Origin of the sequence: Trinickia sp. NRRL B-1857 (genome assembly GCF_050470685.1) — a bacterium.
Taxonomy (GTDB): Bacteria; Pseudomonadota; Gammaproteobacteria; order Burkholderiales; family Burkholderiaceae; genus Trinickia.
Window position 1 is genome coordinate 2,042,171 of sequence record NZ_JBFLUK010000001.1, and the last position, 12,216, is coordinate 2,054,386.

Genomic DNA, 12,216 nt, shown 5'->3' on the forward strand with positions numbered 1-12,216 from the left:
CCCCGATGCCCAAATCCGCCCCGCCCCCGCAACCGACTGCGCTCGAGAGCCCGCAGCTCGATCTGCCGCTGTTCGCGGACGTGGCCGACGAGGGCGTCGGCGCGGCACCGCCCCCATCGGCTCCACCGAGAGCAGACGCGACGCCGAGCGGCGTGAAGCTGCGACGGTTGACGTTGAATGGGCGCACGCTCGAATACGCGCTGAAGCGCTCGGCGCGGCGCACCATCGGATTTTCGATCGACGGCAGCGGCTTGGCGATTACGGCGCCGCGCTGGGTCACCTTGGCCGACATCGAAACGGCGATCGCCGCCAAGGAGCGCTGGATTTTCACGAAGCTCGCGGAATGGCAGACACGCACCGAGCAGCGAGCCTTGCCGCGCATCGAATGGCGCGACGGCGCGCAGATTCCGTACCTCGGCAAGCCGGTGCGCATCGCACTCGGCTCGGCGAACGCGGGACTGGCCTTCGATGCGCAGGCGGGCGCGTTGGCATTGGCGCTGCCCACGCATGCCGACGCACAACAAATCAAAGACCGCGTGCAAGGCTGGCTACAGACGGAAGCCAAGCGCGTCTTCGGCGAGCGGCTCGCCTACTATGCCGAAAAGCTCGGCGTCGCCTATAAGGGCTATGCGCTGTCCTCGGCTGCGACACGCTGGGGCAGTTGTTCGAGCGATGGACGCATCCGCCTGAATTGGCGGCTCATTCACTTCCCGCTATCGATCGTCGATTACGTCGTGGCTCACGAACTCGCGCATTTGCGCGAGATGAACCACAGCCCGCGCTTTTGGCAAACGGTGGAGTCGATCTTCCCGGAATTTCGCGAAGCGCGGCATACGCTCAAGCATCATCCGCCCGAACTGCTGCCGACGCTCTAAGCGTGCGCCGGCGCTGCGCGATGCCGGCTTACTGCGTTTTCTTCTGGATGAACTCGATCTTGTAGCCGTCCGGGTCTTCGACGAATGCGATGACCGTCGTACCGTGCTTCATGGGCCCCGCTTCGCGCGTGACGTTCCCGCCCTGCGCCTTGATCTTTTCGCAGGCGGCATAGGCGTCGTCGACTTCGAGGGCGATATGGCCATAGCCGGCGCCGAGATCGTAAGTCTTCGTGTCCCAGTTGTGCGTCAACTCGATGACGGCGCCTTCGCTTTCGTCGGTATAACCGACAAACGCAAGCGTAAACCGTCCCTCGGGATAATCTTGGCGGCGCAGCAGCTTCATGCCGAGCAATTCGGTGTAGAACGTCAGCGAACGGTCGAGATCGCCCACTCGCAGCATGGTGTGCAGCAATCGCATGGTGTACTCCGATTTCGTCAAAAACATCGAATCTACCAAGAAAGCGGTGAAGCCGCTCGCCCCGCCGCCCGTAGGGTTACTTCGTGCAATCGAAGCGATCCTGTCTCCGATTTGGTATGGTACGCAAGCTCGTATATGCGAATCGCGTCGCCGATGACCTGCGACGCACCCGCGCATCCCGCCTCTATATCGATAAAACTCAGATGAACACCGCCGCAGCAATCGCCAGACCGGCGCCGGTGCGCCGCGCCCCGGACACGTTCGCCATCGGATTGATGGTGCTGCTTTGCGCCATTTGGGGCCTACAGCAAGTCGCGATCAAATCGACGAACGGCGCGCTCGGACCCATGCTGCAAGCGGGCTTGCGTTCCACGATCGCCGCCGTGCTGGTATGGGGCTGGGCACGCCTGCGCGGCACCCCGCTCGTTCGGCGCGACGGCACGCTCGGCGCCGGTTTGCTGGCCGGCGTGCTATTCGCCGGCGAATTCGTCTGCATCTTTGCAGGGCTTACTTTGACGAGCGCGTCGCGCATGGCGGTCTTTCTCTATACCGCACCCTGCTTCACGGCGCTTGGGCTGCACCTATTCGTCCCCGGCGAGCGGATGCGCCGCCTGCAATGGTACGGCGTGGCGCTTGCGTTCGCGGGGATCGCGCTGGCATTCGCCGACGGTTTCACTCGATCTCCGGCGCCGGGCACATCGGCCGTCGCCGGCGTGCTCGGCGACGCCCTGGGCGTGCTGGGCGGCATCATGTGGGCATCGACGACCGTCGTCGTGCGCGCCACCTCGCTCTCGCATACGAGCGCTAGCAAGACGCTGTTTTACCAGCTTACGGTGTCGGCGGTCATCTTGCTCGCGCTTGCGTTCGCGCTCGGCGAGCCCCGCCACGTCCATGTCACCCCGCTCGCCTTGGCGAGCCTCGGCTATCAGGCCGTCGCGGTCGCGTTCGTCAGCTATTTGACGTGGTTTTGGCTGCTTACGCGCTATACGGCCTCGCGCCTTTCGGTCTTTTCGTTTCTCACGCCGCTATTCGGCGTGGCGTTCGGCGTCGTCCTGCTCGGCGAATCGTTCAGCAGCCGCTTCGTGCTCGCGGCCGCGCTCGTACTCGCCGGCATCGTGCTCGTGAACGCACCGTCGCGGCCGGCGAGCGCGGACTAGGGCAGGCGTTCGTTATGCGGGGCGCTTGCCGAGCGTCTGCGCCACGCGCACGTATTCGTCGACGGGAACATCCTCGGCGCGGCGCGCCAAATCGAAACCCATGCCCTCGAAATCGACTCGGTCGCGATAGGCCGCAAGCGTATTGCGCAGCATCTTGCGCCGCTGCGAGAACGCGGCGGTCACGAGTTCGCCGAACACGGCCATATCGACGGGGGCCAACTCTTGCGTCGTGTATGGGATCATCCGCACGATCGCCGAATCGACTTTGGGCGGCGGTTGAAACGATTCGGGCGGCACATCGAGTTGCTTATCGATCGAATACCGGTACTGAAGCATGACCGATAAGCGGCTGAATGCCTTCGTGCCCGGCTCGGCCACCATCCGCTCCACGACCTCGTTTTGCAGCATGAAGTGCTGGTCGACGACGATCGGCGCGAACGACATCAAATGAAACAGCAGCGGGCTCGAGATGTTGTACGGCAAATTGCCGACGATCCGCAGCGTAGGCCGCTCGTGCGTATCCACGAGCGAAGCGAAGTCGAACGCCAACGCGTCGCCCTCGTGCAGCGCCAACCGCTCACCGAACTTGTCGCGCAAGCGCGCGATGAGATCGCGATCGAGTTCGACCGCGTGCAGCGGCGCCTCGGGCGTCGCCAAGCGCTCAACGAGCGGCTCGGTCAACGCGCCGAGACCGGGCCCGATCTCGACCATCCGCTGCCCGCGCTCGGGTGCAATCAGCGCGACGATCGAATCGATGATGCCGTGGTCTACGAGAAAATTTTGACCGAACCGCTTACGCGCGAAATGGCCCTGATGCTGTCTGCTGGTGGACATCGAATTCGTGAAAAAACCGAAAGGAACGAAAAAAGGCCGCGCGAGCGAGCCCGCGGCGATCGATCAGCCGGCGCGCCGGTTGCGCGCCATCGTCACCGCCGTATCGATAGCGGCGATCATACTGCCCGCATCGGCGCGGCCGGTGCCGGCGAGATCGAGTGCGGTGCCGTGATCGACGGACGTACGGATGATCGGCAGCCCTAGCGTGATATTGACGCCTTCGCCGAAGGTCGCGTACTTCAGCACCGGCAACCCTTGATCGTGGAACATGGCCAGCACGCAATCGGCGCCGTCGAGGTAGCGCGGTTGGAACAGCGTGTCAGCCGGATACGGGCCGCGTGCGTCGATGCCGCGCTCGGCCGCCCGCGCGAGCGCGGGCGCGATGACGTCGATCTCTTCGCGCCCCAAGTAGCCGTTTTCGCCCGCGTGCGGGTTCAGTCCGGTCACGAGGATACGCGGCACGGGCAAACCGAAATCGCGCCGCAGATCGTGATCGATGATGACGATCGTCTCGACGAGGCTGTCGATGCTCAGCGCACCGGGCACGTCTTTGAGCGGCAAGTGCGTCGTCGCCAACGCGACGCGCAGCGGACGCGCGCCCGTGCCGGCGAGCATCATGACGACACGAGCGGTGTTCGTGCGCTGCGCGAGATATTCGGTATGCCCGGTGAACGGCACGCCGGCATCGTTGATCGTGCTTTTTTGCAGCGGAGCGGTCACGATTGCGTCGAACGCACCGCTTAGGGCGCCCTCGATGGCGTCGTCGAGCAAGCCGAGCACATAACGGCCGTTCGCCGCATCGAGCCGGCCCGCTTCCGACGCGACCGCCAGCGGCCGGTGCCCGATACTGACATGCCCCGCCGCGAGCAGCGCCGCCCAATCGACGCCCACAGCGCCCGCGCGTGCCTTGAGCAACGCGGCATCGCCGAGCACCGTGAAGTTCACGCCGGGCCAATGCGCGAGCGCGCCCGCCAGCGCCGCAGCCGTCAACTCGGGCCCGACACCGGCCGGCTCACCTGTGGTGATCGCGATGTTCAATGGGGCAACGGTTGCGGCGCTCGTCATCGTCTATCGGCTCACGGCTGGGCAGCCGCAACGGGGATTTTGTATTGCACGTAGGCCGAATCGCGCAATTGACGCAACCAATCCGAGTACGCCTGCTCAGCCTTACGCTGGCCGATCGCCTGCCGCGCCAAGTCCATTTGCTGCTGAATCGAGCCCTCGGCCTCGCGCCGGCCCTCCACCTGAATCAAGTGATAGCCGTATTCGCTGCGAACGGGCTCGCTGATTTCGCCGTCCTTCAGATCGTTCATGGCGCGCTCGAACTCGGGCACCGTCTCGCCGGGACTGATCCAGCCGAGATCGCCGCCTTGCGAGGCCGATCCGTCTTGCGAATAGGTACGCGCGAACTGCGCGAAGTCGCCGCCCGCCTCGATCTGTTGGCGGATATCGAGCAGCTTTTGCCGTGCGGCCGCTTCCGATTGCGCGTCGGCAACGCGAATCAGAATGTGCCGCACGTGCGTTTGCACGAGCTTCGGCGCATCGGCCGCGGAACCGCCGATACCGATGCGTCGATCGACGAGACGGACAACTTCGAAGCCGTCGCCGGTGCGCACCACCTCGGGAGCAAGCTCGCCCGGACGCAGTTGCGCCGCGGCTTTCACGAACGCGTCGGGCAAGTTGCCGGGCGCCTTGAAGCCCAGGTCGCCGCCTTGCTTGGCGTCGGCCGCCTGCGAGTTGTCTTTCGCGAGCGACTCGAATTTGCTGCCGCTCTTCGCCTGCTGCAAGATCGCCTCGGCCTTCTTTTGCGCGGCGGCGACCACGTCCGGCGCCGCATCGGCCGGCACCTTGACGAGAATGTGTTCGATGCGCAGATCTTGCTGCGCCCGTGCGCCCGGTCCGCGCTGGCTCGCGATGTAGTTCGCCACTTCGGCGTCGGACACCGTCACCTTGCTGTCGACCTCTTTCTCGCGCAGCTTCGAGAGCGTCAGTTCGTTGCGGGCGTCGCGCGTAAACACCGACCAGGACACGCCTTCGGCCTCGATCCGCGAGCGGTAGACGTCGAGCGGCAGGTTGTTGGCGGCCGCCAGGCGTTGCAGCGTCTTTTGGATGTCGGCGTCGCCCACCTCGATGCCGTCTTCCTTCGCCTTTTCGATCTGAATGCGCTCGAGCACCATTTGCTCGAGCACTTGCGAACGCAGTTGGTCCTGCGGAGGAACCGGCGCGTGCTGCTGCTGGAGCCGCCGTACGATGAGGCCGGCACGCTCGTCGAGCTCACGGACGGTGATCACGTCGTCGTTGACGACGGCGGCGACGGAATCGACCGTCTGACCGGCGGACTGTTTTGTACTCAACGCCTGCGCCACGGCCGGGGCTGCCGGCGCAAGAGCGGCGACGGCCACAGAGGCCGCGAGCGTTGCCAAGCGAAGCTTATTCACGATTGCCACAGATGCTCCAAATATCTTGGGCCGCTTTTCGCGCCCCTTTTGTCCGCGCTTGAGCCGAAAAGCTCTACGCGTTGCTCGTCCGCTCACTCGTAATTGGTGAACCGCGCCAGCGGCGGCGGCGCGGGCGGCGGCGGCTGATAGCCCGCCACGCCGGCGCGGAATGCCCCCACGAGCCCGTTGTCGACGTTCGAGAAGCCCTTGAGCGTCAACTGCGCCAGCACACGGGTTGACGAAGTGTACTGTCCCGTCGAATTGATACCGTTCGCGAAGCGCTGCGCACCGATCCCCAGGACCCAGCAATCGGCATCGTACTGGAAGCCGACGAGGCCGTCGACGAGGCGATGCCCCGACAGATCGTAGTTGAACCGGCCCACCGCATACAGCCGGTGCGTGATCGGCCACTCCGACGAAATCAGGATCTGGTTGATCGGCTGATTGCTCAGCGTCTTATTCGCACGCGTATACCGATAGGCCACGTTGATGACCTTGCGGTCGTCCGGGCTGTACCCGAAACCGATGCTCGAGCGCACGAGCTGATCGTCGTCGGCATTATATTGGAACGCCGTTTCCGACGAAAAACCCGCGCCCAGCTTCAGCGACGCCCCCGCGAGCAAGTCCGAATGACCGGTCGCCGGGGTGGGCGTCGACGAATCGAGCGAGACGCGCTGATCCGTGAAGTAATACTGCTGCGCGAGCACGAAGCGCGCCCGTTCGTCGCCCGTTGCCGGGTTGATGAACCGGGTCGTCAGCGCGGCCGTTAGACGGTTCGCGTCCGCGATGCGGTCGTTGCCGACGAACGTATTGGGCGTAAAGATCTCGGCCAGGCCGAAATCCGATTCGGCCGTATCGAACAGCGGCGCGAAAGCCTGATTGCGGTACGGCGTATAGACGTAGTAGAGCCGCGGCTCGAGCGTCTGGATATAGTCGTCGCCGAACAAACGCATCGAGCGGTCGAACACGAGCCCGGTATCGAAGCTGAACGTCGGGACCGACTCGGTGAACGACTTGGGCTGCCCCGCCGGCGCGGAACTCGAGATATTGCTCAGGTCGTACGACGCGAAGTGCCACTGCACCTTAGGCACGACGAAATAGCCCGGTCCGACGATCCCGTACGACACGTACGGGTTGAACATCACCCGATCGCCCTCGGTCGCATCCGACGAGGTGATACGGAAGCGCGTGTAGTCGGCCTCGGCGCCGAAGTCGAACCCGCCGACGTTGTACTGCGCGTACTTGACGTTCAACTGCGGCTCACGACCGTACGGCGGCGTCGAGCCTTGCAGCGTCTGCCAGTGCTGCTCGCGCGCGAGCACGGACCAAGGGCCGTTCGAGTACGTGATGCCGGCTTCCTGCTGGAACAGGAGCTGGGTGCCGATCAGGAACTGGTTCGTGGCCGTGGCCAGATCTTGGGCGTAGCTGCTGTCCGATACCCGGTTGTACGACACGTACGCGCCGAATCCATGACCGAGGTTCTGACTGTGCTGCCAATAAACGGCGTAGCGGTTTTCGTGCTTGATCGCGTCGTTCGGCAGGAACTCGGCGGTCAGCGTACCCGCGTACGTCGGCGACAAATACCGGAACATCGCCTGCGTTTGCACCCCGCGCCGCGAAATGATGCGCGGCGTCAGCGTCAAATCGCGATTGGGTGCAATGTTGAAGTAGTACGGCACCGAGACTTCGAAACCGTTGGTCGACCCCATGGAAAACTGCGGCGGCAGCAACCCGCTGTGTCGGTCGCTCGTGAGCGGAAACGATAGCCATGGGCTAGCGAAAATCGGCACGCCCTGGAAAAAGAGCACGCCGTTATGCGCGACGCCTTGTTCCTCGCCGGTATCGAAGTCGAACCGGCTACCCCGGATGTACCACGACGGATTCGCGCATTGGCAAGCCGTGTAGGTGCCGCTCGTGAATTCCGAGCGCTCGTCGTCGAGCAGATCGACCCGCTCGGCGCTACCCGAGCCGCCGTTCGAGTTGAAGTGGTACTTCGGCTCCGGCATGTAGCCCTGGCTCGCCTCCACCTTCAGATGGGCTTCCGGCCCCGCGAACAGCACACCGTTTTCGATCACGCGCACGTTACCGTACGCATCGGCCATATCGGTGTCTTGGTCGTAGTGGAAGGCATCGGCTTTCACGACCGCGACACCGCGCCGAAGCTCGGCGGTACCCTTGACCGCGACGCCTTGGTCGGCCGTGCCGTCGGCTGCGTTGCCCGTCACGAACGTGGCGGGCGCGCTGCCCGGACGCAACGGGTGTTCTTGCAACTGCGGATCGAGCCGCAAGCCCCATGGCGCATCGATCGGCTGCGGCTGTGCGGCCGCGCCGGACAATTGCGCATGCGAGATAGCGGGCAGAAGGCCCGGCACGGCGATCAATGCCGCGGCGAGCCGCCTCATGCGCGGCAGCTTATCGCCGGGAATATTCGTTAAAAAAGGCTGTCTGGGCGGCATCTATGGTTTTGCGAATCGGCTCGGCGGCGGGCTGTGCGCCCGTCGCACGTTATTCCGTCCCGGGCGCGAACAAGCGGCGTGTCGCGGCACGAGCCAGCGACGAACGCGCGCATGCGCGCAGGCGAGCGGTCGAACGGAACCGTGCGAAAGCCGACACGGGAACAGGGCGCAACGTAAAAAGTCGTCGGGTATTATATGGCAAGACGTTTTGCCCTCAGTTGACACAATGACCGATTCCCCCGCCGATACCCGGCGCGACGCCCTCGCCGCCTGGCTCGGCACGTTCGCGCACCGCTATGGCCTAGCGCTTCCCACCCTTGCCCCGGCCTCCGCCGACGCCAGCTTTCGCCGCTATTTCCGGCTTGCGGCGGCGGCAGAGCACGGCGCCTCGCTGATCGCCGTCGACGCGCCCCCGCCCGAGAAATGTCGAGAGTTCGTACAAATCGCCGAGATGCTGGCCGATGCCGGCCTGCACGCGCCGCGCGTGCTCGAATACGATCTCGACGCCGGCTTCATGCTCGTCACCGATCTCGGCACGCGCACCTATATCGGCGAAATGGACCCGAGCGACACCGCGCGGGCGAAACCGCTGATGCGCGACGCAATCGGCGCGCTGATCCGCTGGCAATCGAGCTCGCGCGAAGGCGTGCTGCCGCCGTTCGACGAGGCTTTCCTGCGGCGCGAGATGGAATTGATGCCCGAGTGGTACGTGACCCGGCATCTGGGCCGCGAGGTCGACGAAAACATGCGCGGCGTGCTCGATCGCACCTACGCGCTGCTGATCGCCAGCGCCCGCGCGCAACCGCAAGCGTTCATGCTGCGCGATTTCATGCCGCGCAATTTGATGGTCTGCGAGCCCAACCCGGGCGTGCTCGATTTTCAAGATGCCGTGTACGGGCCCATTACCTATGATGTCGCTTCGCTACTGCGCGATGCGTTCATTAGTTGGGACGAGGAGTTCGAACTCGACTGCTTCGCCTACTATTGGGAACGCGCCAAAAAAGCGGGGTTGCCCGTCGACCCCGATTTCGGCGAGTTCTATCGGCAAATCGAATGGATGGGGTTGCAGCGGCACATCAAGATCCTCGGCCTGTTCGCAAGGCTGCATTACCGGGACGGCAAAGCACGCTATCTGAACGATCTGCCGCGGTTCGTCGGCTATGCGCGCAAGGTTGCGCAGCGCTACCGGCCGTTGGCTCCGTTCGCGCGCTTGCTCGACGAATTCGACAGCACCTCGACGCAAGTCGGCTATACGTTCTGAAAAGGCGGCACGCTCGATGGCATATGCGCTCACAACGGCCATGATCTTCGCCGCGGGCCGCGGCGAGCGGATGCGTCCGCTCACCGATACGCGGCCCAAGCCGCTGCTCGAGGTCGGCGGCAAGCCGCTCATCGTTTGGCAGATAGAACGTCTCGCTCAGTCCGGCATCACCACCATCGTCGTCAATCATGCTTGGCTCGGCGCGCAAATCGAGCAGACGCTCGGCGACGGCGAGCGCTACGGCGTACGCCTCGTCTATTCGGCCGAACGCGAAGCGCTCGAGACGGCAGGCGGCATCGCCCAAGCGCGCGCACTGCTCGAATCGAACGGTGCGCCTTGCATCTTCGCGGCGGTCAGCGGGGATGTGTTCTGCGAGTACGACTACGCGCGCCTGCACGAACCGGCCGCGCATCTTGCCGCGTCGGCCGAACCGCGGATGCACCTCGTCATGGTGCCGAATCCGCCGTTTCATCCGCAGGGCGACTTCGCGCTCGATGCGGCGGGCGGCCTTGCACTCGACGGCACGCGCCGCTACACGTTCGGCAACATCGGCCTGTACGACACGCGGATGTTCGAGTCGCTCGCCCCGGGCGAGCGCCGCGCGCTGACGCCGTACTACCGCGACACGATCCGCGCCGGGCTTGCGAGCGGCGAGCTTTACGAAGGACGTTGGGAGAACGTCGGCACGCCCGCCCAACTGCATGCGCTCGACACAGCGCTGCGCGAGGCGCGCTCGAGCCGTTGACGGCACCCGGTTTAGGCGCCTTCGCCATGCACGGCGCCGTGGGCCGGCTCGCGCATGGCGGCGCGCTGCTGTAGCGCCCACATCTGCGCGAACGCGCCCCCCGCTTCGAGCAATTGCGCGTGCGTGCCGCGTTCGACGATGCGCCCGTGCTCCATGACGATGATCTGCTCGGCATGCACGACCGTCGAAAGCCGATGCGCGATGACGAGCGTCGTGCGCCCGCGCGCGATCTGATCGAGTTCTTGCTGGATCGCCCGCTCCGAATGCGAATCGAGCGCCGACGTCGCTTCGTCGAAAATCAAGATCGGCGGGTTCTTGAGCAGCGTGCGGGCAATCGCGACGCGCTGCTTTTCGCCGCCCGAGAGCTTGAGCCCGCGCTCGCCCACGGGCGTATCGTAGCCTTTGGGCAAGCCTTCGATGAAATCGTGGATATGGGCTGCGCGCGCGGCCGCGATCACTTCGTCGCGCGTCGCGTCAGGGCGTCCGTACGCGATGTTGTAGTAGATCGTATCGTTGAAGAGCACCGTGTCTTGCGGAACGATGCCGATCGAGGCACGCAGCGAATCTTGCGTGACGTCCCGAATGTCCTGACCGTCGATCGTAATGGCCCCGCCCGCTTCCCGATCGAGATCGTAAAAGCGAAACAGCAAGCGCGCGAGCGTCGATTTGCCCGAACCGCTCGGCCCCACGACGGCCGTCGTGGTACCGGCCGCGATCGAAAACGTAACGCCTTGCAAGATGACGCGCGAACTCTCGTAGCCGAAGCGCACGTGTTCGAAACGCACTTCGCCGCCGCGTACGGCCAAAGGCAACGCGCCGGGCGCGTCGGGCACCTCGCGGGCGGCGCCGAGCAACGTGAACATCCGATCCATGTCGGTCAGGCTCTGCTTCAACTCGCGATAGATCACGCCGAGGAAATTGAGCGGGATATACAACTGCAACATGAACGTGTTGATGAGGACGAGATCGCCCAGCGTGAGCCGTCCCGCCATGACGCCTTGCGTCGCCCGCCATAAGATGAACACGAGCGCCGTGCCGATGATCGCTTGCTGACCGAAATTGAGCAGCGACAACGAGTTCTGCGATCGGATCGCCGCGGCGCGATAGCGCTTCAAGTTTTCGTCGTAGCGCCGGGTTTCCCACTCTTCGTTACCGAAGTACTTGACCGTTTCGTAGTTCAGCAGCGAATCGATCGCGCGCGAGTTCGCCCGCGAATCGAGCTCGTTCATGGTCCGGCGGAAATGCGTGCGCCATTCGGTGACCTTGACGGTAAACACGATGTAGGCGACCAAGGCCACGAAGGCGACGAGCGCGTAGTAGGCCTCGTATTTGACGATAAAAAAACCGAGCACGAGGCCCACTTCGACGAGCGTGGGCAAGATGCTGTAGAGCGAGTACGAGATCAACTGCGAGATGCCGCGCGTGCCGCGCTCGATGTCGCGCGACATGCCGCCCGTTTGCCGGTCCAGATGAAAGCGCAGCGAAAGCGAGTGCAGATGGCGGAACACTTTCAACGCGATCTGACGCACCGCGCTTTCGGTCACCTTCGAGAACAGAATTTCGCGCAGCTCGGTGAACAGCGACGTCGAGAGCCGGACGAGCGCGTAAGCGATGACGAGCAAGCCCATGCCGCCCGCCAGCACGATCGCGCTGTCGTGCTCGGCGCGCCCTAGCGCCGTCAACTGGCGCATCGACGACAAACCGTCGACGATATGCTTCATCACGATCGGCACGCCGAGGTTGGCGAGTTTGGCGCCGAGAAGACACGACAGCGCGAGCGCGACACGCCCCTTGTAATCGGCGAGGTAAGGCAGCAGCGAGCGAATCGTCTGCCAGTCTCTGCGCGCCGCGCCGGGGGCGGGAGCGGGCGCGGGTTCTGTCGATGAGCTATAGCGGCGCATGTGTGCAAGCTTGAACGAAGCCGCGGCGGCGGCGGGGCGGGCGGCCTACGCGGCAAGGCGGCGCGTGCGCCGCGCCGCCATTTACCCGTACAATTTCGAAGGCCAACCTATCGATGTCGTGTATTGTCGCA

Annotated in this window: 10 protein-coding genes; 4 read left to right on the forward strand and 6 right to left on the reverse strand. The window is 64.4% G+C overall.

Going from position 1 to position 12,216, the window contains the following annotated elements; all coding sequences use genetic code 11:
* Positions 1 to 5: 5 nt before the first annotated feature.
* Positions 6 to 875: a M48 family metallopeptidase gene (locus tag AB1286_RS09055; RefSeq protein ID WP_430362956.1), complete on the forward strand. Its 870-nt coding sequence runs from the start codon at positions 6 to 8 to the stop codon at positions 873 to 875.
* Positions 876 to 903: 28 nt separating this feature from the next.
* Here the strand turns inward: AB1286_RS09055 and gloA are convergent, their stop codons facing one another.
* Positions 904 to 1,293: a lactoylglutathione lyase gene (gene gloA, locus AB1286_RS09060; RefSeq protein WP_430362957.1), complete on the reverse strand. Its 390-nt coding sequence runs from the start codon at positions 1,291 to 1,293 to the stop codon at positions 904 to 906.
* Between the two features lie 203 nt (positions 1,294 to 1,496).
* Here gloA and AB1286_RS09065 point away from each other — a divergent pair, with 203 nt between their 5' ends.
* Positions 1,497 to 2,450: a DMT family transporter gene (locus AB1286_RS09065; protein WP_430362958.1), complete on the forward strand. Its 954-nt coding sequence runs from the start codon at positions 1,497 to 1,499 to the stop codon at positions 2,448 to 2,450.
* A gap of 12 nt (positions 2,451 to 2,462) precedes the next feature.
* Here AB1286_RS09065 and rsmA read toward each other — a convergent pair whose 3' ends face one another.
* The 4 genes from rsmA to AB1286_RS09085 all read right to left on the reverse strand — a co-directional run bounded on the left by rsmA (position 2,463) and on the right by AB1286_RS09085 (position 8,178).
* Positions 2,463 to 3,284 carry a 16S rRNA (adenine(1518)-N(6)/adenine(1519)-N(6))-dimethyltransferase RsmA gene (gene rsmA, locus AB1286_RS09070; protein WP_430362959.1) on the reverse strand — a complete coding sequence of 274 codons (822 nt, stop codon included), beginning with the start codon at positions 3,282 to 3,284 and terminating at the stop codon, positions 2,463 to 2,465.
* Positions 3,285 to 3,347: 63 nt separating this feature from the next.
* Complete coding sequence (gene pdxA / locus AB1286_RS09075) at positions 3,348 to 4,349, reverse strand: 4-hydroxythreonine-4-phosphate dehydrogenase PdxA (RefSeq protein WP_430362960.1); 1,002 nt, start codon at positions 4,347 to 4,349, stop codon at positions 3,348 to 3,350.
* 11 nt (positions 4,350 to 4,360) lie between these two features.
* The gene (locus AB1286_RS09080; protein ID WP_430362961.1) at positions 4,361 to 5,731 is read right to left on the reverse strand and encodes a peptidylprolyl isomerase; all 1,371 of its coding nucleotides are present in this window, start codon (positions 5,729 to 5,731) and stop codon (positions 4,361 to 4,363) included.
* An 83-nt stretch (positions 5,732 to 5,814) separates the two neighbouring features.
* Positions 5,815 to 8,178 (reverse strand): LPS-assembly protein LptD, encoded by a 2,364-nt coding sequence (locus AB1286_RS09085; protein WP_430362962.1) that lies wholly within the window; start codon positions 8,176 to 8,178, stop codon positions 5,815 to 5,817.
* 226 nt (positions 8,179 to 8,404) lie between these two features.
* Between AB1286_RS09085 and AB1286_RS09090 the strand changes: the two genes are divergently transcribed.
* Together AB1286_RS09090 and murU are read left to right on the forward strand one after the other, a co-directional pair.
* Positions 8,405 to 9,439, forward strand: coding sequence for an aminoglycoside phosphotransferase family protein (locus AB1286_RS09090; protein ID WP_430362963.1), 1,035 nt, complete (start codon positions 8,405 to 8,407; stop codon positions 9,437 to 9,439).
* Between the two features lie 16 nt (positions 9,440 to 9,455).
* Complete coding sequence (murU, locus tag AB1286_RS09095; RefSeq protein ID WP_430362964.1) at positions 9,456 to 10,184, forward strand: N-acetylmuramate alpha-1-phosphate uridylyltransferase MurU; 729 nt, start codon at positions 9,456 to 9,458, stop codon at positions 10,182 to 10,184.
* An 11-nt stretch (positions 10,185 to 10,195) separates the two neighbouring features.
* Here the strand turns inward: murU and AB1286_RS09100 are convergent, their stop codons facing one another.
* The gene (locus tag AB1286_RS09100) at positions 10,196 to 12,085 is read right to left on the reverse strand and encodes an ABCB family ABC transporter ATP-binding protein/permease (protein ID WP_430362965.1); all 1,890 of its coding nucleotides are present in this window, start codon (positions 12,083 to 12,085) and stop codon (positions 10,196 to 10,198) included.
* Between the last annotated feature and the right edge of the window lie 131 nt (positions 12,086 to 12,216).

Excerpts from the sequence above, each read along its gene's own strand:
- AB1286_RS09055 (WP_430362956.1), top strand. The coding sequence starts at position 6 with ATGCCCAAATCCGCCCCGCCCCCGCAACCGACTGCGCTCGAGAGCCCG.
- gloA (WP_430362957.1), bottom strand. The coding sequence starts at position 1,293 with ATGCGATTGCTGCACACCATGCTGCGAGTGGGCGATCTCGACCGTTCG.
- AB1286_RS09065 (WP_430362958.1), top strand. The coding sequence starts at position 1,497 with ATGAACACCGCCGCAGCAATCGCCAGACCGGCGCCGGTGCGCCGCGCC.
- rsmA (WP_430362959.1), bottom strand. The coding sequence starts at position 3,284 with ATGTCCACCAGCAGACAGCATCAGGGCCATTTCGCGCGTAAGCGGTTC.
- pdxA (WP_430362960.1), bottom strand. The coding sequence starts at position 4,349 with ATGACGAGCGCCGCAACCGTTGCCCCATTGAACATCGCGATCACCACA.
- AB1286_RS09085 (WP_430362962.1), bottom strand. The coding sequence starts at position 8,178 with ATGCCGCCCAGACAGCCTTTTTTAACGAATATTCCCGGCGATAAGCTG.
- AB1286_RS09090 (WP_430362963.1), top strand. The coding sequence starts at position 8,405 with ATGACCGATTCCCCCGCCGATACCCGGCGCGACGCCCTCGCCGCCTGG.
- murU (WP_430362964.1), top strand. The coding sequence starts at position 9,456 with ATGGCATATGCGCTCACAACGGCCATGATCTTCGCCGCGGGCCGCGGC.
- AB1286_RS09100 (WP_430362965.1), bottom strand. The coding sequence starts at position 12,085 with ATGCGCCGCTATAGCTCATCGACAGAACCCGCGCCCGCTCCCGCCCCC.